This window comes from Thalassospira sp. B30-1, assembly GCF_015767575.1.
Classification (GTDB): Bacteria; Pseudomonadota; Alphaproteobacteria; order Rhodospirillales; family Thalassospiraceae; genus Thalassospira; species Thalassospira xiamenensis.
The window spans coordinates 4,573,438-4,590,898 of record NZ_CP065232.1; the positions used below are offsets into that span (position 1 = coordinate 4,573,438).

The window sequence follows — 17,461 nt, forward strand, 5'->3', positions numbered from 1 at the left end:
GGCGATGATTGAAAGGAGAGGAGATATAGAGAGGAATACGGTTGACGATCAGGCAGATCATAGTTTCTGCGGACCGGTCAGAACCTTGTAGTTGTGAAGCAGACAGGACTGTTTCATGTTTCGGGTGTAAAACACCACAGATTGATAACGCCGATTGAACCAATAGTCAAACCGTGTTTCAAGCCATTAAGGCAATATCACGTGCACCTGTTGCAGAACTGCCATGCCATCGCCTGCCCAAGCTAAACCGGCGAAAGATATTCTTCAACCAACTGGCGAACCTTCGTGCATCTGTCTGGTCAACCAACCCGTTCGCGGACTATCGCCAGCATACGGGCAAGCTGATCATCGCTTAAACCGGCAATCCGTTCCGACAGAAGATTGGCAAGTTCGGTTGCCTCTGGCTCAAGCCCGGCGGTATCTACCGTTACCTTGGGATGAGAAAGCTGTGCCAGGCGTTTGATTTCGTCAACTTCATCCCAGACCAGATTGAAATAGCCGCAGATTTGCTGCACCAGACCCGGGCTTGGCCGGCCACGATGGCCATGTTCAAGCGCGGAAAGGTATGCTGGCGAGAGCTGCAAGGCGTTTGCCATATCGGTCAGGGTGACATTATGCCGCGCCCGTAATTCGCGAATACGATTGCCAAAGGGTGTCACGGGCGTCTCCGTTTCAGCAGAACATAAAAAGCGCCCGATCCGCCGTGCTGGATACGGGCTTCGCTGATGGCAAGAATACGGGTGCGGAGCCTTGGCGCGCTTAGCCATTGCGGGGTGCGTTGGCGCAAAAGACCGGTGCGGCCATATTCATCAGCACGCGATCCTTTGCCCGTAATCACCAGAACACAACGTTTTCCGGCCCGCCAGCTGTCTTCGATAAAAGCATTCAGTGCATGGTGGGCGACATCCTGGGTCATGCCGTGCAGATCGATACGTCCGTCGATTGACATCTGGCCTTTCTGGAATTTTTTGGCCGTCGACTTATCAATGTTATCGGTGACACCGGGTTCAAGTTCGGCCAAGGCGCGATTCTTTATCTGCGGGCCTCGATCAGCATTGCGTGCAGATGGCAGATTGCGCGCAGCCCGGACTTCTTCGGCCTTCTTGATTTCGCCTTGCAGGTCATCAGGAAGCGGCATCGCCGTATCGCTTTTGGGATGATCTTCGTCCAGTTCGAACACGGCGTCGCTGCCCTTGCGCTGTTTGGAATGCAGGGGTTTGACATCACGCGTGAAAATTTCCCAAAGGGCCTTTTCTTCGTCGCTGACGGAGCGCCGTCTTTTATGGGTTTTCTTTTGTGTCATCCACCAGAACGATATGCAAACGGCGCGGTCCGTGCGCGCCTAGCTGTATCGTCTGTTCGATATCGCCTGTTCGCGACGGGCCTGTCACCCAAAGGAATGTTCGCGGCATATTGCCGTTTCCTTCCCATTCGCGCAACCGTGCCCATACTTCTTCGTAAGTTCCGACGATGTCGCTGACTTTTAAAACGACAATACGGGTGTCGGGAAGCATATTGAGCGTAAAGGCATATCGGCCCAGAGTAAACCAAGCCATAGGCATGACCGCCAACCGCGCCATAAACCGAACAATGGTGGGTCCAAAGCCTGATGATCACTACATGTGCGAATGTTCATAAACCGTATCAATCATCCCGCCCGAAAAGATCAAGACAGGCAACACCGTTATTGTCGAGGTTCAACATTGCTCGCAGAAACGCACTGTCGGTATTCGAAGACAAGCCATGTCTCTCACGTAAATTAATGAATTGGCCACTTTGCTTAATCTTATCGAGAGAGTTCTGAAGTTTTTTGATCTCGTCAATCGGGGCCGCATTGCTGATGGCAATATAAAGAAAACAACTGCGATATGGTAAAATCCCGTCAATATCGCGTTGCTGAGCACTGGGATCGACAATGTCGCGATATTGGCGCAGAACCGAACCACCAATTGCAATCAGATCCACACGATCAGCATGTAACATAGGCAGTAAAAGCTCTTCGCGTGGAACCAGAACAAGCTGTTGTGCGCCGCGTTTACGTAAATAGGGTTCACGCGCCGATCCCAACAAAACGCCGATCCGTGCCGAGGACAGGATGTTATCAAAGCTCATATCCTGCCATTTGGCACCGGCGTAACCATAAAGGTTCCAGATGGTGCGACTGATCGGCCCAACCCATTTGAAGCTGTCTTCGCGATCCGCGGTTCGAGTTGTCGGATAGATTACATGCCGGGTGCCCTGCACCGCCTGTTCCATAACCCGCTTCCAGGGTGCTTGCGCCGCAATGACATAGGGCAGACCAGCATCGTTAAACAGAGTCGTGACAAGATCATCAAAATAGCCCGGTTCGGGACGGACTTTATCACGACCGCCCTCAGACGCATGAATGGTATAGGCAAGTTCGCCATCGATGAGGGTGTCTGTTTGCTGCAACTGGATCGGGGATTGGTCACCCAATTGATATTGGGCGCTCGCATCGCGGGTTGGGATCCCCGACAGAAGCATTGCAGTGATCAAACATCCGATTACACCCGGCTTGTTGAAAAGCGGCCAGTTCAAGAACGGGAGTTCAAAAAGCAAAAAGACGATCTGACAAAAAAAAGAAGTTCTAAAAAAAACGGCATATCGGGAAAACATGCCGGTCACATCATACCTCTTCGTGCTTTAGCCAAAAGGCACCGGAAAGCTTTGTTTCAATATAGGCGCGATGTGCAGCCAATTCTTCGTCGCTGACGATATGGAGCCGTGGTTCAAGACGATTTTCCTTTGGCCCCACCACCATGCGCGGGGTATTCGCGGTCTCCTTTGCTTTGTCCTTGGCATTGGAATCAAGCAAAAGCCCATGTTGCCGCCCCCCCAGCAGTTCAAGATAAACCAGCGCCAACAGATCGGAATCGAGCAATGCGCCGTGCAGGGTACGGTTCGAGTTATCGATCTTGAAACGACGGCACAGCGCATCGAGGCTGACCGGAGAACCAGGGAATTTTTTGCGCGCCATCTGCACGGTATCAATCGCGCGATTCATGGCAATTTTCGGCTTGCTCAGCCATTCAAGTTCTGCGTTCAGGAATTTCATATCGAACGCAGCGTTATGGATCACAAGAAGCGAATCATCGCCGATAAATTTGAGAAAATCATCGACAATTTCGGCAAAAACAGGCTGGTCTTTAAGGAAATCGTCACCCAAACCGTGAACGTCGAATGCCTCTCTTGGCATCGGACGCTGCGGATTGATATATTGGTGATATTGCTGTCCCGTCGGCATGTGATTGATCAACTCGATGCAACCGATTTCCACCAGGCGATGGTCTGCATATGGATCAAGGCCGGTGGTTTCCGTATCAAGGACAATTTCACGCATGTCGGGTCCGATTTTCCAGTTGGTCAACGATGGTCCGTATCTTAGCGAAAGTTACCGCCCGCCCCAAGCCTGTCGGGATGATGAAATCGGCTTTGCGACGTTTTTCGCGATCGGGCATCTGTTTGGCAAGAATGGCGGAAAATTTGGCCTCCGTCATCCCCGATCGCGCCATAACACGTTGGCGTTGAATGAACTCCGGCGCTGATACTACTGCAACTTGATCGCAGCGTTTTTCGCCCGCCGTTTCAAACAGAAGTGGGATATCAAGTACAACCAATGGTCTTTGCGCCAGACGGTTCTGCTTTAGAAATCGGTTTTCTTCACCGCGAACCAGCTGGTGCAGGATTGCTTCAAGACATTTCAGCGCATCGGAATCGGCAAAAACGATTGGTCCGAGTATCTGGCGATCAATACGGCCGTCTTGCAGGACATCAGGGAATGCCGAAATGATCGGTTCAAATGCCGCCCCATCCGGTGCCATCAAATGATGTACGCTGGCATCGGCATCGTGAACCGGCACACCGAGATAGCGGAACATCCCCGCCGCTGTCGATTTACCCATGCCGATGGACCCGGTCAGTCCCAAAATCACCATAATAAATAGTGTCCTGTGATCTTAATTCGGATTAATCTGGCAAAAGCACGAATTCGCGAAGCTCTGGCGTAACCTCTGGATCAATCCCGAACCAGCGATGGAAACCCGGTCGTGCCTGATGCAGCAACATGCCTAACCCGTCAACCACTTGATTGCCGCGTTTTTTGGCCTGTGCCAGCAGATCGGTTATCAGCGGTGCATAAACGATATCGGTAACAAGGGCTGTTTGCGGCAAACCTTCAAGATCGATTTCAAGTTTCGGCTGTCCAACCATGCCAAGGCTTGTGGTATTGACCACAAGTGCCGCATCGGCAAGGCTTGCGGGATCAAGCGGCCAGTTCACAACATTTATCCGGGGATCATTAATCTCGGTCGCCAGATCTTCAGCGCGTTTGCGTGTACGATTGGCAATACGGATTTCGGGACTGCCTTCGTCAAGCAGGGCAATCAAAACCGCGCGCGATGCCCCACCCGCACCCAGCACCACCGCCGGACCAGACGCAAAATCGATATTCGGGGCTTCTTGGCAAAGGTTTTCGATAAAACCGAACCCATCGGTATTATCGCCCAGCATGCGGCCATCCTTGGCAAAGGTCACAGTATTGACCGCTCCGATGCGACGCGCACGATTAGAGAGTTCATCACATTCGGGCATCGCCATTTCTTTTTGCGGAATGGTGACATTGACCCCAGAAAAACCCAGATTTCGCAAGGATTTCAGGGCATCCTGAAAATTATCCGGCTCTACCGGGAGCGGCATATAGCAACCGTCGATCCCGTATTTTGCCAGCCAGTAACCGTGCAGACGCGGCGATTTCGAGTGCGATACCGGCCAGCCCATCACACCGGCAAGGCGCGAGGTACCCGACAGGGTTCGATAAGGGGTTCGCGAAATCATAATGAAGAATTTCCTGCCTGAATGTCTTTTATTATGCCTTGAGAATACCGTGATCACGCAAGAAGCCAATCAGCGGCAAAAGAGGCAGGCCCAGAACGGTAAAATAGTCACCGCGTACTTCGGTGAAAAGCTGCGCGCCAATACCTTCAAGCTGATAACCTCCAACACAGTCGTAAATGTCATCGCCGGCGGCATCAAGATAGTCTTCGAGCCATTCATCCGTAAAGTTGCGCATGGTCAGATGGGCGGTATCGATGGTGCCCCAGATACGTGATCCTTCCTTATAGATCACGGCCGCCGAAACCAGTTGATGGGTTTTACCGCGAAGCGCCAGAAGCTGGGCACGGGTATTGTCGCGGTCACGCGGCTTGTCAAACCAGATCCCGTTGCATTCCAGCATCTGATCGGCCGCTATAACGATACCATCGGGTTGCTGTCGATACATGCGCAATGCCTTCATTTCGGCGAGCGTTTCGGCGGCTTCGGCAGCACTGGCACCTTCGGCCTTCATTGATTGCTTGTAACCGTCTTCGTCGATCATGGAGGCAATTGCCTCGCAATCCACACCTGAATTTGTCAGCATGGAGTGGCGAGCTTTGCTGCTGGACGCCAGAATCAGTCTGGTCATGTATCGGTATCCTGTGATTTGCTTATGTCTTTGAATTAATCGAATTAATGACCGCGCCGGTCATACATGGTCGATAGAATGATCGCCGCGGTTTCTTCGATGGATCGTCTGGTGACGTTGATAATCTTCCAGCTGCGATCAGTAAAATAACGGCGTGCCTGATGGACTTCGTTTCGCACGGCAACCGGGTCAACGTAATCTCCACCCTCGCCGCGCTCGATCTGGCGCAGTCGATTTTTGCGGATCGATACCAGTTGATCAACATCCTTGATCAGGCCAACAACCAGCGGATTTTTAAGCTTGTCGAGTTCCGGGGGCAACGGGCACCCCGGCACAAACGGCACATTGGCGGTTTTGATGCCACGATTTGCCAGATAGACGGAGGTCGGTGTCTTTGACGTGCGCGAAACTCCGACAATCACGACATCGGCTTCTTCAAGATCCCAGGTCGATTGCCCGTCATCATGAGACAGCGTGTAATCAATGGCTTCGATCCGGTTGAAATAATCTTCGTCCATTTTATGAAGGGCGCCGGTGCGGCCGCGTGATTGCTGTCCCAGATACCCGGCCATCATGGTAATGGTATTATCAAGCACATGGCTGTGCGGTACCTGCAAACGGCGACAGCCTTCTTCGAGCTTACGGCGGATATCCATATCGAAAACCGTATAAAGCACGATACCGGGATTGCGTTCGATATCGGCAAGCACACGGGCAAGCTGCGCATCGGTTCGGATCAGCGACCAGACATGTTCATGGGCCCGGACATCGGGAAATTGTGCAATGCAGGCACGTGCCACCCCGTCAACGGTTTCACCGGTCGAGTCCGATACCAGATGGAGGTGAAAGATATTGTCGTCATCAATCATTGCAGACCCGCAATTTTCCAGCATTTCATATTACTTAACCGAAACCCGGTGTTCGATATTTCGATCATCTGCCATATGTCAGGGCACTGCAATCCCAACCATAAATTAAACTGACGGAGTCGAGCCTGTGGATAATTGTGGATAACGGGGGCGACTCCGGCCAAATGTTTTCCACAGATTTTATCCTGCACGTCATACAAAATTTCTCAATGCATTCGTCCCACGGGGGATAAGCGGAAAATTTTTTCCCTAATAGCAGGGATAACAGAGCGAAAACCAGATTAATCCCCGCTATCCCCATTATTCAAAAACGGCTTTTCCCAAGCTCATCCTTGGGAGTCGTTTCGAGTCGTCCCCAGTTTTCCCCAAGACCGTTTGAGATGAATCATTTTTCCCGAGTCGCAATGTGGATAAACTGTGCACCAAATTTGATCCCCGTTATCCACAGGGAACCACTAACAAACAACATCCTTTTTTATTAAAGAAGGTTTTGTTAGAGACACGGTGGAAAAACGGCTTGGAAAGGCTTCAGGACACAATTAACGGGTCAGGAACCGGGAACCAGACATAAGCGCCAGATCATCGTCTCTGACAAAAGGATCGGGACTATCATACCCGGAAACAGCCCGTTGAAAGGCAGTTACCGGCAGTCAAACAGGAAACGTCATGCCAAAACCAAACAAGACCTTTTTGCGCGCCCTTGCCGGTGAAACATTGCCGGTACCTCCCATCTGGCTCATGCGCCAGGCGGGTCGCTATCTTCCGGAATATCGCGCAACACGGTCCGAAGCAGGTTCGTTCCTCGATCTTTGCTATAATCCTGATCTTGCGTGTGAAGTTACCTTGCAGCCGTTGCGGCGCTATGACTTCGATGCGGCTATTCTGTTCTCCGATATCCTCGTCATACCACAGGCACTTGGACAGCATTTGGCTTTCAAGCAAGGGGAAGGCCCGCAGCTTGAAGCCATTAGAGATGCTTCGGGACTTGGCATCCTAAATGTTGATCATATCCATGACACACTGGGGCCGGTTTACGAGACGGTTGCAAAGCTCTCTGCATCCATTCCGTCTCATACCTCTCTCATTGGTTTTGCAGGGGCACCTTGGACGGTTGCGACCTATATGGTTGAAGGAAAGGGCAGCAAGGATTTTGCCAATATTCGCCGCTTTGCTTATGGCGATCCAGACGGGTTTTCACGTCTGATAGACATCCTGGTCGAAGCCACCACGCAATATCTGCTAAAACAGGTTGAAGCAGGTGCGGAATGCATTCAGCTTTTTGAAACCTGGGGCGGAGTACTGTCGGAAAACGGGTTTGAACGCTGGGTGATCGAACCGACCAAAAAGATTGTCGCAAATCTTAAGGCGGTACATCCGGATTTGCCTGTGATTGGCTTCCCAAGGGGTGCTGGCTTGCATCTGATCGACTTCAAACAGCAGACTGGTGTCGATGCCGTTGGTCTTGATAGTGGTGTTCCTTTGAAATGGGTTGCGGAAAAACTTCAGCCATTGGGCCCGGTGCAGGGTAATCTTGATCCGATGTATCTGATTACCGGTGGGGACGAAATGATTGATGAAACCCGCCGTATCCTAGATGTGCTGCGTGATGGTCCGTTCATTTTCAATCTTGGACACGGGATTACCCCGGAAACATCGCCGGAAAATGTCGGCAAGCTGGTCGATTTTATTCGAAATTATCGCTGATAATTGAAATCGATCAAATCGATTGAAAAATTCAATGCGTAAAATGGTTTAAACCCGTTGCACTTCGATACTGATTGGCCATTATAATCGGCAGGATCAAAAGAAGTGGGACGGGTTTATCCAGACAAAACTTCCGGGATGAACCGGACAGTTTCAAAACGCCATGAAGGATATGCCGATGTCCGAACTAAAGCGTAAAAAACGCGCGATCATTCTTTTCAATCTGGGCGGCCCGGATGGGCCGGATGCGGTTAAGCCGTTTCTTTTCAATCTCTTTAATGATCCGGCGATTATTAGCCTGCCCAATCCGTTCCGGTATTTTCTGGCAAAGCTTATTTCATCGCGCCGCGCACCGATTGCGCGCGAGATCTATAACCATATCGGCGGAAAATCGCCGCTGCTGGAATTGACTAAGGATCAGGCGGATGCGCTTGAAACAGCGCTTAACGGGCTTGATGACGGCTATGAAAATCGCTGTTTCATTGCCATGCGTTACTGGAAACCGTTTGCCGATGAAAGTGCGGCCGCGGTTAAGGCATGGGGTGCGGATGAACAGATTTTGTTGCCGCTTTATCCGCAATTTTCAACAACCACCAGCGGATCCTCGGTCAAGGACTGGAAACGGGCCTGTCACAAGGTTGGCCTTGCGGCGCCGATCAAAACCGCGTGTTGTTATCCAACCAATCCTGGCTTTATTGATGCATCGGCTGAAATGGTTAAGGCCGGGTATGAAAATGCCCTGAAAAAGGCTGCCGATCTTGGTGTTGGCAAGCCACGCCTGCTGTTTTCTGCCCATGGTGTGCCCAAGGCAGTGATTACCAAACGTGCTGATCCATATCAGTCGCAGATTGAAAAATCAGCACAAGCCGTGGTCGACAAGATGGCAATTGCCGATCTGGACTGGCTTGTGTGCTATCAAAGCCGTGTAGGGCCGATGGAATGGATTGGCCCGTCGACCGAGCATGAAATTGAACGTGCCGGCAAGGATGGCGTACCATTGGTGATTGTTCCGATTGCCTTTGTTACCGAGCATTCCGAAACGCTGGTCGAGCTGGACATTGAATATCGCGAAATTGCCGATGAGCTGAAAATCCCGGTTTACGAACGTGTTCGAACGGTTTGTTCGCATCCGCTGTTTATCAGTGGCTTGGTTGATGTGGTCAACGAAACCCAGCAGGAACTTGATCAGAACGGACCAGATGATTACGCGGTGGAAACACGTGGCTGGTGGTGCCCGGATGAACATAGCTGTGCGGTGGCCAAACAGCCGATGGGTGCGGGCCCTGCCTGATTATATTGCTGATCGGGCAATTTGACGTTTATCCTGTTTGAAACAAACAATATCGATTGCCCTGTGCCCCGAATCGACCAGAAGAGAGAGACATGGATACCTACAGCGTTATCAAATCCCTGCATGTCATCAGCATTATTGCCTGGATGGCAGGGCTTTTGTATCTGCCGCGGCTTTTTGTCTATCACTGCGAAGTGGCACCGGGTTCCGAAGCCAGCGAGAAGTTCAAGATCATGGAACGCCGGTTGCTGCGCGCGATCATGAATCCGGCGATGATTGCATCATGGATTTTCGGCGGTTATCTGATCCATGCAGCCGGTGTGATGACCGAGGGATGGTTCCACGTCAAATTGCTGTGCGTGGTGCTGATGACCGGGATGCATATGATGATGGCGCGCTATCGCCGTATGTTTGACGCCGATGCAAACACCAAGTCCCAGAAGTTCTTCAGAATTTTGAACGAGGGACCAACCATCCTGATGGTGATTATCGTCTTTATGGTCATTGCCCGCCCGTTCTGATCCGGATGATTTCAGGGTGATTTATCGATCATTTGAAAATCATTTCGGTATTAAAATAAAAAGGCCGCCAAGCGGGCGGCCTTTGTTTTGGTATCGTATCAAATTGACTCAAAGCAGGAAATCAGGCGTTGCCCGCAGGCTGACCTTCCATCTGTTTGGCGAATTTCTTGCGGAAAAGATCAGCAAAATCAATCTGCTGCATCATCAACGGTGGGAAGCCACCATCGGCAGTCAGGTCAGAGATGATTTTGCGTACATAGGGGAACAACATACGCGGAACTTCGATCAGAAGAACCGGCAGACGGTGTTCGTCAGCCACATTAAGCGTCACGACGGCACCATACTGAAGTTCGGCGATGAAGGCGACTTTGTCGGCAACGTCGGCTTTGACGTTGATCTTTACGGTGACTTCGTGAAGTTTCTGGTCCTGAGTCGTGCGCGCCTCGACATCGACATCGATGTTGATTTTCGGCTGCTGTTGCAGGGCTACGCTTTCCGGTGCATTCGGATTTTCGAAGGAAAGATCCTTGATGTACTGGGTATGGATCGTGATTGGGTTGCCAGTCGGCTTCTGTTCTTCGGCACCCTGCGCTGCACCGGTGGTGTTCTCGGCCATTAAAGTATAACTCCCTTAAATCTCGGTCTTGATCAGAAACAAGCCGTTCAGAACGTATCTGCCAGGGCATTGGCAGCATGGTCAGATGTTCTGAAACTGGCTGATATGCTTGTTTCTGACGCCGCAACCTTGCGGCATGTCCTTTCATGGCCTAGCATGTCTTCTGGATACGGGCAAGAAAATCGCCGTAACATCCGGTCTAGGTCACAAATGGCGCAAAAAGGCCACTTTCGGTGTGATCGACAGTAAGTAGCCAAGCCTTGCAAAATGTCGCGCAAGACGTCGAACAGCCGTCAAAACGACAACAGGTCCCAGCGCGTGGTCAAAGTCCTGTCGGGAACAACCGATGTGATCGGCTATACCAAACGTGGCGAAGAATTGTCGTTATGAATTCTTGGGCGGCAGATTGCGGGGATCATCGTCATTTCTGCTGTGATCGGTTGTATCCCTGCTTTCGCTATTACCATTGGTGGGACTGACATTTTCGAAATCACCATCAATGATCGGTCCAGTACCCGGACGCCGCCCGCGGCCAGCAGAAGCACCGCCCGACGACGAGCTCTCATTGCCATAAGTCCGGCGCGAGAAATTGGTCCGGATATTGCCCGACTGAACCAGTTTCATGATGACGCCGGCACCAACCGCCTTTCGCAGCGGCGGGACCAGCAACAGAAAGCCCATGGTATCGGTGACAAAGCCGGGGGTCAGCAGCAGCACACCAGCAACCAGAATGCAGATGCCGTCAAACAGCTCGCCAATCGGCATTTCGCCTTGATCTATCTGGGCCTGCGCACGGGCTAAGGTTTGCAAACCCTGGGCACGCATCAGTGAGGTTCCGACCACGGCGGTCAGGATGACGATGCCAATCGTTGGCCAAAGGCCAATCAGTTCGCCTGCCTGAATGAAGACGGCAATTTCGATGATCGGCATGGCCACGAAGATGGCCAGAAAATAAAAGCCCATTTTTGCTCCGCTCGGCTTTGCATTTGGTCGATGTGATCAGGTTTGATCACAGTCTGTCAGGTAAACATACTTTGACAGGACCTGTCCGCAAAGCGCAGTATTACATAAACATGTTGGTTTTCAGGTATTTCGCTTTAATCTGACCTGAAAGACTTTCTGAATTTGTCGGCAAATTAACGGTATAACTGGACGAAAATGCGGCAGTTTACCAACGTGTTCGCGACGATATGATGATTGTGCGAATGAACATGGTGAAACCGATCACATTTTAAATGCGATAGGGAGTTGCCCTTGCATTCGCTTCGGTTCATACCATTTCTCGACCACAGCAGTTTTGCTGTTTTTGGCGTTTTTCGAAACCTTACAGATCAAGAGTCCGGGCTTGCAGTATTTCGACATCATTCTTTTCGCATTGATCGCTGTTTTTCTGGTTTTGCGCCTGCGCAATAGCCTTGGGCGCCGCAATGGCGAGGAAAAACAGGGTCCAACGGATGTTTTTGGCCGTCGTTCGCACGAGGATGACAGCAAAGGTGCCACCAATGGCGCGCCACAGCCGACGGACAATGTCTATCGCCTGCCTGATGCCGACAAGGTAGTCGGAAAGGATGATGCAACTGTTGCGGTTGACAGCAGTGCCTTTAGCGTGTTGCAGCAAATCCAGAAAGCTGATCCCGACTTTACCCAGCAGGATTTCCTGAATGGGGCGCGGATGGCATTCGAAATGATCGTCGAATATTTTGCCAAGGGCGACAAAGACGGACTGAACCCGCTTCTTTCGGCCGAAGTCTATAAAAACTTTGCCGCCGCCATTGATGCTCGTGCCGAAAAGGGAGAGCGCGAGGAAACCACGCTGGTCGGAATCAAAAGTGCCACCATTCACGATGCCAGCCTTGAGGGCCGCACCGCCTATATCACGATCAAATTTGTGTCCGAGGAAGTATCAGTTATTCTCAATAATGAAGGTGATGTGATTTCCGGCGATCCGAATCAGGTGGTCGAGGCCGAAGACCTCTGGACGTTCGCACGCAATATTGAAAGCCGCGATCCAAACTGGCAGCTGGTTGCGACCGAAACGCCGGAAGAAGAGACCGCGCAGTAATTTGGCGGTCTCCACTGGCACTGAATTGATAAAGGCGATCCAGACAGATCGCCTTTTTTATTGCCTGATTTTATGGCTTTGATCGCAGTTGTGGGTTTCGATTATCGGCTTGTTAAGCATGTTTTTGGACAATCGCGGCAGATAGTTGAAATGGGCAAGCATGGGTCAAATCATCTTGCCGGTTCTGATCCGGATTTTGCAGATAGCGGGTTTTGCCTTGAAAAGACGTCTGGTTTTGTCGCGACTTCTTTCATTCATTGCGGTTTTTATCGGGGCGACAGGTGCTCTTGTCTGGCTGTTTTGGACCGATATTGCCGGTTTTTTCGGATGGGGAGATGTACCAGAAAAACCGGCAGATGCACTGACACTGAGTGCCACGGACTTCAATCATCTTGATGGTTGGCAGTCTGACGACATGCGCGGCAGCCTGAAAGCGTTTCAGCGGTCCTGTGCAGCAATGATCAAACGTTCTGATGACCGCAATATCGGCCCGGACCGGCGGATGGGAACGGTTGGTGACTGGCGCGGATTGTGCGAAACCGCGCTGGCACTTGAGCCCGATACGATACGCAAGGAAGACGCACGCACCTTTTTTCAAAGCGGATTCAAACCGTGGCTGGTGGGCAATAACGACGATCCCGAAGGATTGTTTACCGGTTATTTCGAACCGGAACTGCATGGTAACCTGACTCGTGAAGGACCTTTCCAGACGGCGATTTACCTGAAACCTGACGACATGGTGTCAATTGATCTTGGCGCGTTTCGCGAGGACCTTAAGGGCACAACACTGGTCGGTCGGATTGAGGGTAAAAATGTAAAGCCCTATTACGACCGTGCGGCGATTGAAAATGGTGCACTTGCCGGGCGGGATCTTGAACTTGTCTGGGTTGATGACGCGATTGATGCATTTTTCCTGCAAATTCAGGGGTCGGGCCGGGTTGTTTTGCCAGATGGCAGTGTTTTGCGCATCGGATATGCTGCGACCAACGGCCATCCCTATTTCGCAATTGGTCGGGAACTGATCGAACGGGGCGAGTTGACGCGTGAAACCGTATCTTTGCAAACCATCCGGCAATGGTTATCCGATCATCCCGATCAGGCAGCTGATGTTATGAATACCAACGCATCCTTTGTGTTTTTCAATCCGCTGAAAACCGACCCTGATGACCCTGATGCCGGGCCGCTTGGATCGCAGGGCGTACCGCTGGAATCAGGGCGGTCATTGGCTGTTGATCGGCGTTTCCATGCCATGGGGGTTCCGATCTGGCTTGAAACCGATGATGCGATGAATGCCGATGCCAGATTTCATCGTCTGATGGTTGCGCAAGATACGGGCGGCGCCATTCGTGGCCCGGTACGCGGGGATATTTTCTTTGGCCCTGGCGAGGATGCCGCCCTGCATGCCGGTCATATGAACCGCAAGGGACGCAAGTTTGTTCTGCTGCCGGCATCAATTGATCCGGTCAAACTGACAGAGGTTAAACCCTGATGCTGGGCCATATAGTCCTGCTTCAGATCAGTGATGCAGTTCCGGCATCGGAAATTGACGGATTACTCCGCGAATTATCCGAAGTGGCGCTTGAAACGCCAGGAATACGTGCCTTTGTTGGTGGTCCCAAAACACCGGGAAGCGGCATGAGCCAGGGTTTTACCCATGCCTTGACCATTGATTTCACCGATGCGCTGGCGCGCGACTCCTATTTATCGGGTCTGGATAAAGACGGGGTGGGTCGGCGTATTTCGGAAATGACAGTTGGGGGGCTTGGCGGAGTGTTGGCAATAAATATCGATATTTCAGATATGAAAGCACCTGACGACATGGCACCTAAAAAGCTTCAGGCGAAATGGGCCTGATGATAAATCAGAATCAATGGAATGATCCTGATGCGATTAAACCAGCTAAGAAGTGCTGATAGTTTTCTACTGAAAACGTTAATCAGAAAATCAAAATAAAACGGGCAGGATAACCTGCCCGTTTGTAATTCCAGATGTTTGCCAGGTTGTACGGGTTAATTATTGCGCAGCAACGACATTGGCATTTTCAGCATCGGATGCGTTGCCACAATCACCGACGCGTGATTTGCGTTGGCGCTGGCTTTCGGATTTCAACTGGCCGCAAGCTGCCAGGATATCGCGGCCGCGCGGCCAGCGGATCGGCGCTTCGTAGCCGAGTTCAAGCAGCGTATGTGCGAATTTCTTGATGTCGTTGGTCGGCGTGCATTCATAGTCCGAACCCGGCCATTTATTGAACGGGATCAGGTTGAATTTGCAATGAACGCCCTTGACCAGTTTTGCCAGTGCGCGTGCATGTTCAGGTTTGTCATTCACGCCTTTAAGCATCACATATTCCATGGTGATCGGGCGCGAATTGGACATGCCGGGATAATGGCGGCAGGCATCCATCAGTTCCTTGAGCGGGTATTTCTTGTTGATCGGCATGATCTCATTACGCAGATCATCATCAGGCGCATGCAGTGAAATCGCCAGACCAACACCGAGTTCCTCGCCACAACGCACGATTTCCGGCACAACGCCAGAAGTCGAGAGGGTAACGCGACGGCGCGAAATTGAAATTCCTTCACCATCCATGGCGATTTTCAGCGCTTCGCGGACATTTTCATAGTTAAACAGCGGCTCGCCCATGCCCATCATGACAATATTTGAAAGACGGCGGATACCGTTTGCAGGTGTTGGCCATTCACCATAACTGTCACGGGCAACCATAAACTGGCTGATGATTTCGCCAGGGGTAAGGTTGCGCACCAGAAGCTGGGTACCGGTATGGCAGAATTTGCAGGTCAGTGTGCAGCCGACCTGCGATGAAATGCAGACAGCACCACGATCTTCGTTACGATCAGGGATATAGACGGTTTCGGCTTCGTTACCGTCATGGAACTTCATCAGCCATTTATGGGTATCGTCCGAGCTTTTCTGATCGGCTGTTAGAACCGGGCGGCCAATATAGAAGTCCTGCGACAGTCGATCGCGAAGCTTTTTGGAAATGTTGGTCATATCCTCGATGTCTTTGACACCGCGGTTATAAATCCAGTTCCACATTTGCTTGACGCGAAACTTGCTTTCACCCATTTCGCCAAGCAGTTCGGTCAACTGATCGCGCGACAGACCCACAAGATCACGACGTCCGTCAGCAGCCTGCCCGTTAGCGGCGCGCGTTACGAAGTCGGTCAACGTCGGGCCGGACGGTGTGGCACCGTTTTCGGCGTTCTGGGTCACGTTTTCGGACAGGACGTCGGTCATCCCGGGCACTCTCTTTGGTGTTTGGCGTTTATCGGCGTTTGTTCTTCGTTACTGGCAGCATCGTAGTGTTTCCGGCCGTTTCCGGTTTTGTGCATCCTATGCGCGCCGATTTGCAACGGGGCAGGACTATAACAGATTTTCCCGCGAAATGCTTTTGGCGCATAAACCATGGCCCCGCATATAGCGGGGCCGGGGCAATTTACAAACGATAAAATTCACATTGCAGCTATTTGCCGAACGCGATGCAGCTTTACTAGCGCCTAAAACCACTGGGATTTATCGGTTTTCTGTTCGGTTAGTTAACCGGTTTGGCATCGCAAGCCTTTGAAATTGCATTATAGGCAGCGGTAAAACCGGAAAGAGAATAAGTATCGGTAGTTTTCGTGCCGCGTGATGAGTTCCCGACAACAACCATCGTGCTGCCCGACTTCATGGCACTGACCAGTTTTCGGTCTTCTTCACCGTTCACGGCCCAAGCTGAATCTTCGTAGGTGAACAGCTTGAAGCTTTTGGAATCGATTCGAAGGTCAACATCGCTATCCTTTTCATAGGTATAGCCGGTGATGAAACTGACTTCGTTGAACAGTTTGAGCGCCGGGCGGTGCGTGACCATGACATAGATCTTGCCGCGCTGGGTGTAGTCGCCTTTGGCCGAGGTCGGCTGACTTCCGATATAGCAAACTTTCTTGCCTTTCTCGGAATAGCTATAGGCCTCCCATTTTCCATATACATCAATTAGTTGCGGCGCATTTTGCGCAATCGCAGCCTGAGAGATCAAAGCGATAAGGGCGGCAGCTGCACCTGACAGCGAATTTCTGACAAGACGATGGGCGTGTTTTTTCATGGGCTCGCGTATCGTGTCTGAAGTTTCGGGACGAAGACCTTAAATCCACCCGATGTGGCGGATTTATGAGAAATTTTCCCAAGGGTGACGGGAAAAGGTAAATATTCGACCAAGGAAATAACGGCATATCGCGAAATTTGAAAAAATCGACTGCGATATGGCAAAATGGTGCAAATACCTGTTCCTTTTGGGCTTTTAACCCTTGTTTTTTAGGGTAGCCCGGGCTTTTACGACCTGATCGAGGCAATCTTGGACCGAGATTTTATCGGCACTTTTGCGTTTGCGGGCGAGCATATGGGTCATTTTGCGTTTTTGTCCTTCGGCAGCCGGGAAAAAGAACGCGTCAAAGGAGCAGTCATCGGACCGGTATTGCCAAACCCGTGCGGGGCCTTCGCCGCGGGTCATTTCTGGTTCGCCGATTTTTTGTTCTACCGCGTCCTCCGAAAGACCCATCAGGGTTTCAGCCTTGATTGATTTAAAGGGAACAGGCGGAATGGCAACCGTGATACGCGGCGACTTCGATTTGGCCGTGCCAGTCGAGCTTGCCGCGGGTTCTGTTGCCATTGACGTCGCGCTACCAGTGGCAGATACTTCGGGTTTTTTCGGGATGTCCTGGGTCACGCGCGGTGAACTGGCCGATGTAGCCTTGCCATAGTTCTGATTGGTGCTGCCCGGCGGGAGGGCATTGCCGCCACATGCCACAAGTGATGTCGCGATCAGGATCATCGCACAAAGAAGCCCGGCGGGGTGTGCTTCACCACGCCGGAGCTGTATCGGGGTCGTATGGACTGGTGAGCGGTTTATGCCGATCACG

At 51.5% G+C, this 17,461-nt stretch carries 21 protein-coding genes; 7 read left to right on the forward strand and 14 right to left on the reverse strand.

Annotation, left to right across the window (positions count from 1 at the left end):
- Positions 1–299 precede the first annotated feature (299 nt).
- The 9 genes from IT971_RS21255 to IT971_RS21295 all read right to left on the reverse strand — a co-directional run bounded on the left by IT971_RS21255 (position 300) and on the right by IT971_RS21295 (position 6,351).
- The gene (locus IT971_RS21255; protein WP_037989003.1) at positions 300–659 is read right to left on the reverse strand and encodes a helix-turn-helix domain-containing protein; all 360 of its coding nucleotides are present in this window, start codon (positions 657–659) and stop codon (positions 300–302) included.
- Positions 656–1,303, reverse strand: a complete 648-nt coding sequence (locus IT971_RS21260) for a Smr/MutS family protein (protein WP_063092272.1) — start codon at positions 1,301–1,303, stop codon at positions 656–658. The genes IT971_RS21255 and IT971_RS21260 overlap by 4 nt, the downstream gene beginning before the upstream one ends.
- The gene (locus tag IT971_RS21265) at positions 1,281–1,556 is read right to left on the reverse strand and encodes an LUD domain-containing protein (RefSeq protein ID WP_223304925.1); all 276 of its coding nucleotides are present in this window, start codon (positions 1,554–1,556) and stop codon (positions 1,281–1,283) included. The genes IT971_RS21260 and IT971_RS21265 overlap by 23 nt, the downstream gene beginning before the upstream one ends.
- Before the next feature lie 88 nt (positions 1,557–1,644).
- A complete protein-coding gene (locus IT971_RS21270) occupies positions 1,645–2,457 on the reverse strand; it encodes an ABC transporter substrate-binding protein (protein WP_223304927.1) in 813 nt (270 codons plus the stop codon).
- Between the two features lie 190 nt (positions 2,458–2,647).
- Positions 2,648–3,361, reverse strand: coding sequence for a DNA polymerase III subunit epsilon (dnaQ, locus tag IT971_RS21275; protein WP_063092269.1), 714 nt, complete (start codon positions 3,359–3,361; stop codon positions 2,648–2,650).
- The gene (gene coaE / locus IT971_RS21280; protein WP_063092268.1) at positions 3,354–3,956 is read right to left on the reverse strand and encodes a dephospho-CoA kinase; all 603 of its coding nucleotides are present in this window, start codon (positions 3,954–3,956) and stop codon (positions 3,354–3,356) included. The genes dnaQ and coaE overlap by 8 nt, the downstream gene beginning before the upstream one ends.
- A gap of 31 nt (positions 3,957–3,987) precedes the next feature.
- Positions 3,988–4,854 carry a shikimate dehydrogenase gene (locus IT971_RS21285; protein WP_063092267.1) on the reverse strand — a complete coding sequence of 289 codons (867 nt, stop codon included), beginning with the start codon at positions 4,852–4,854 and terminating at the stop codon, positions 3,988–3,990.
- Between the two features lie 31 nt (positions 4,855–4,885).
- Complete coding sequence (locus IT971_RS21290) at positions 4,886–5,482, reverse strand: nucleoside triphosphate pyrophosphatase (protein WP_063092266.1); 597 nt, start codon at positions 5,480–5,482, stop codon at positions 4,886–4,888.
- Positions 5,483–5,526: 44 nt separating this feature from the next.
- Complete coding sequence (locus IT971_RS21295; RefSeq protein ID WP_037989244.1) at positions 5,527–6,351, reverse strand: pyruvate, water dikinase regulatory protein; 825 nt, start codon at positions 6,349–6,351, stop codon at positions 5,527–5,529.
- 666 nt (positions 6,352–7,017) lie between these two features.
- Between IT971_RS21295 and hemE the strand changes: the two genes are divergently transcribed.
- From hemE to hemJ, 3 genes are all read left to right on the forward strand, one after another.
- Positions 7,018–8,055 (forward strand): uroporphyrinogen decarboxylase, encoded by a 1,038-nt coding sequence (gene hemE, locus IT971_RS21300; protein ID WP_063092265.1) that lies wholly within the window; start codon positions 7,018–7,020, stop codon positions 8,053–8,055.
- A gap of 178 nt (positions 8,056–8,233) precedes the next feature.
- Entirely contained in the window at positions 8,234–9,346 is a 1,113-nt protein-coding gene (gene hemH, locus IT971_RS21305) for a ferrochelatase (RefSeq protein WP_040061342.1), read from the forward strand.
- 92 nt (positions 9,347–9,438) lie between these two features.
- Positions 9,439–9,867, forward strand: coding sequence for a protoporphyrinogen oxidase HemJ (gene hemJ / locus IT971_RS21310; protein ID WP_037989028.1), 429 nt, complete (start codon positions 9,439–9,441; stop codon positions 9,865–9,867).
- A 121-nt stretch (positions 9,868–9,988) separates the two neighbouring features.
- On the opposite strand, the gene secB is transcribed toward hemJ, so the two are convergent.
- Positions 9,989–10,483 (reverse strand): protein-export chaperone SecB, encoded by a 495-nt coding sequence (gene secB, locus IT971_RS21315; RefSeq protein WP_063092264.1) that lies wholly within the window; start codon positions 10,481–10,483, stop codon positions 9,989–9,991.
- A 267-nt stretch (positions 10,484–10,750) separates the two neighbouring features.
- Between secB and IT971_RS22555 the strand changes: the two genes are divergently transcribed.
- Positions 10,751–10,873 (forward strand): hypothetical protein, encoded by a 123-nt coding sequence (locus tag IT971_RS22555; protein WP_255356825.1) that lies wholly within the window; start codon positions 10,751–10,753, stop codon positions 10,871–10,873.
- Here the strand turns inward: IT971_RS22555 and IT971_RS21320 are convergent.
- Positions 10,868–11,446, reverse strand: coding sequence for an FxsA family protein (locus IT971_RS21320; RefSeq protein ID WP_063092263.1), 579 nt, complete (start codon positions 11,444–11,446; stop codon positions 10,868–10,870). The genes IT971_RS22555 and IT971_RS21320 overlap by 6 nt on opposite strands.
- Positions 11,447–11,828: 382 nt before the next feature.
- On the opposite strand from IT971_RS21320, the gene IT971_RS21325 reads away from it, so the two are divergent.
- From IT971_RS21325 to IT971_RS21335, 3 genes are all read left to right on the forward strand, one after another.
- On the forward strand, positions 11,829–12,545 hold the full coding sequence (locus IT971_RS21325) for a Tim44/TimA family putative adaptor protein (protein WP_139189989.1): 717 nt from the start codon (positions 11,829–11,831) through the stop codon (positions 12,543–12,545).
- Positions 12,546–12,762: 217 nt separating this feature from the next.
- Positions 12,763–14,034, forward strand: coding sequence for a murein transglycosylase A (locus IT971_RS21330; RefSeq protein WP_063092358.1), 1,272 nt, complete (start codon positions 12,763–12,765; stop codon positions 14,032–14,034).
- Positions 14,034–14,399 carry a Dabb family protein gene (locus IT971_RS21335; protein ID WP_063092261.1) on the forward strand — a complete coding sequence of 122 codons (366 nt, stop codon included), beginning with the start codon at positions 14,034–14,036 and terminating at the stop codon, positions 14,397–14,399. The genes IT971_RS21330 and IT971_RS21335 overlap by 1 nt, the downstream gene beginning before the upstream one ends.
- A gap of 159 nt (positions 14,400–14,558) precedes the next feature.
- Here IT971_RS21335 and rlmN read toward each other — a convergent pair whose 3' ends face one another.
- From rlmN to IT971_RS21350, 3 genes are all read right to left on the reverse strand, one after another.
- A complete protein-coding gene (gene rlmN, locus IT971_RS21340; protein WP_063092260.1) occupies positions 14,559–15,803 on the reverse strand; it encodes a 23S rRNA (adenine(2503)-C(2))-methyltransferase RlmN in 1,245 nt (414 codons plus the stop codon).
- A gap of 295 nt (positions 15,804–16,098) precedes the next feature.
- On the reverse strand, positions 16,099–16,647 hold the full coding sequence (locus IT971_RS21345; RefSeq protein ID WP_007088493.1) for an invasion associated locus B family protein: 549 nt from the start codon (positions 16,645–16,647) through the stop codon (positions 16,099–16,101).
- Positions 16,648–16,842: 195 nt separating this feature from the next.
- The gene (locus IT971_RS21350) at positions 16,843–17,460 is read right to left on the reverse strand and encodes a hypothetical protein (protein ID WP_139189990.1); all 618 of its coding nucleotides are present in this window, start codon (positions 17,458–17,460) and stop codon (positions 16,843–16,845) included.
- Between the last annotated feature and the right edge of the window lies 1 nt (position 17,461).

What these genes read in the sequence shown, in the direction of transcription:
- IT971_RS21260 (WP_063092272.1), bottom strand. Translation starts at nt 1,303, where the DNA reads ATGACACAAAAGAAAACCCATAAAAGACGGCGCTCCGTCAGCGACGAA.
- IT971_RS21265 (WP_223304925.1), bottom strand. Translation starts at nt 1,556, where the DNA reads ATGGCTTGGTTTACTCTGGGCCGATATGCCTTTACGCTCAATATGCTT.
- dnaQ (WP_063092269.1), bottom strand. Translation starts at nt 3,361, where the DNA reads ATGCGTGAAATTGTCCTTGATACGGAAACCACCGGCCTTGATCCATAT.
- coaE (WP_063092268.1), bottom strand. Translation starts at nt 3,956, where the DNA reads ATGGTGATTTTGGGACTGACCGGGTCCATCGGCATGGGTAAATCGACA.
- IT971_RS21285 (WP_063092267.1), bottom strand. Translation starts at nt 4,854, where the DNA reads ATGATTTCGCGAACCCCTTATCGAACCCTGTCGGGTACCTCGCGCCTT.
- IT971_RS21290 (WP_063092266.1), bottom strand. Translation starts at nt 5,482, where the DNA reads ATGACCAGACTGATTCTGGCGTCCAGCAGCAAAGCTCGCCACTCCATG.
- IT971_RS21295 (WP_037989244.1), bottom strand. Translation starts at nt 6,351, where the DNA reads ATGATTGATGACGACAATATCTTTCACCTCCATCTGGTATCGGACTCG.
- hemE (WP_063092265.1), top strand. Translation starts at nt 7,018, where the DNA reads ATGCCAAAACCAAACAAGACCTTTTTGCGCGCCCTTGCCGGTGAAACA.
- hemH (WP_040061342.1), top strand. Translation starts at nt 8,234, where the DNA reads ATGTCCGAACTAAAGCGTAAAAAACGCGCGATCATTCTTTTCAATCTG.
- hemJ (WP_037989028.1), top strand. Translation starts at nt 9,439, where the DNA reads ATGGATACCTACAGCGTTATCAAATCCCTGCATGTCATCAGCATTATT.
- secB (WP_063092264.1), bottom strand. Translation starts at nt 10,483, where the DNA reads ATGGCCGAGAACACCACCGGTGCAGCGCAGGGTGCCGAAGAACAGAAG.
- IT971_RS22555 (WP_255356825.1), top strand. Translation starts at nt 10,751, where the DNA reads ATGTCGCGCAAGACGTCGAACAGCCGTCAAAACGACAACAGGTCCCAG.
- IT971_RS21320 (WP_063092263.1), bottom strand. Translation starts at nt 11,446, where the DNA reads ATGGGCTTTTATTTTCTGGCCATCTTCGTGGCCATGCCGATCATCGAA.
- IT971_RS21335 (WP_063092261.1), top strand. Translation starts at nt 14,034, where the DNA reads ATGCTGGGCCATATAGTCCTGCTTCAGATCAGTGATGCAGTTCCGGCA.
- rlmN (WP_063092260.1), bottom strand. Translation starts at nt 15,803, where the DNA reads ATGACCGACGTCCTGTCCGAAAACGTGACCCAGAACGCCGAAAACGGT.
- IT971_RS21345 (WP_007088493.1), bottom strand. Translation starts at nt 16,647, where the DNA reads ATGAAAAAACACGCCCATCGTCTTGTCAGAAATTCGCTGTCAGGTGCA.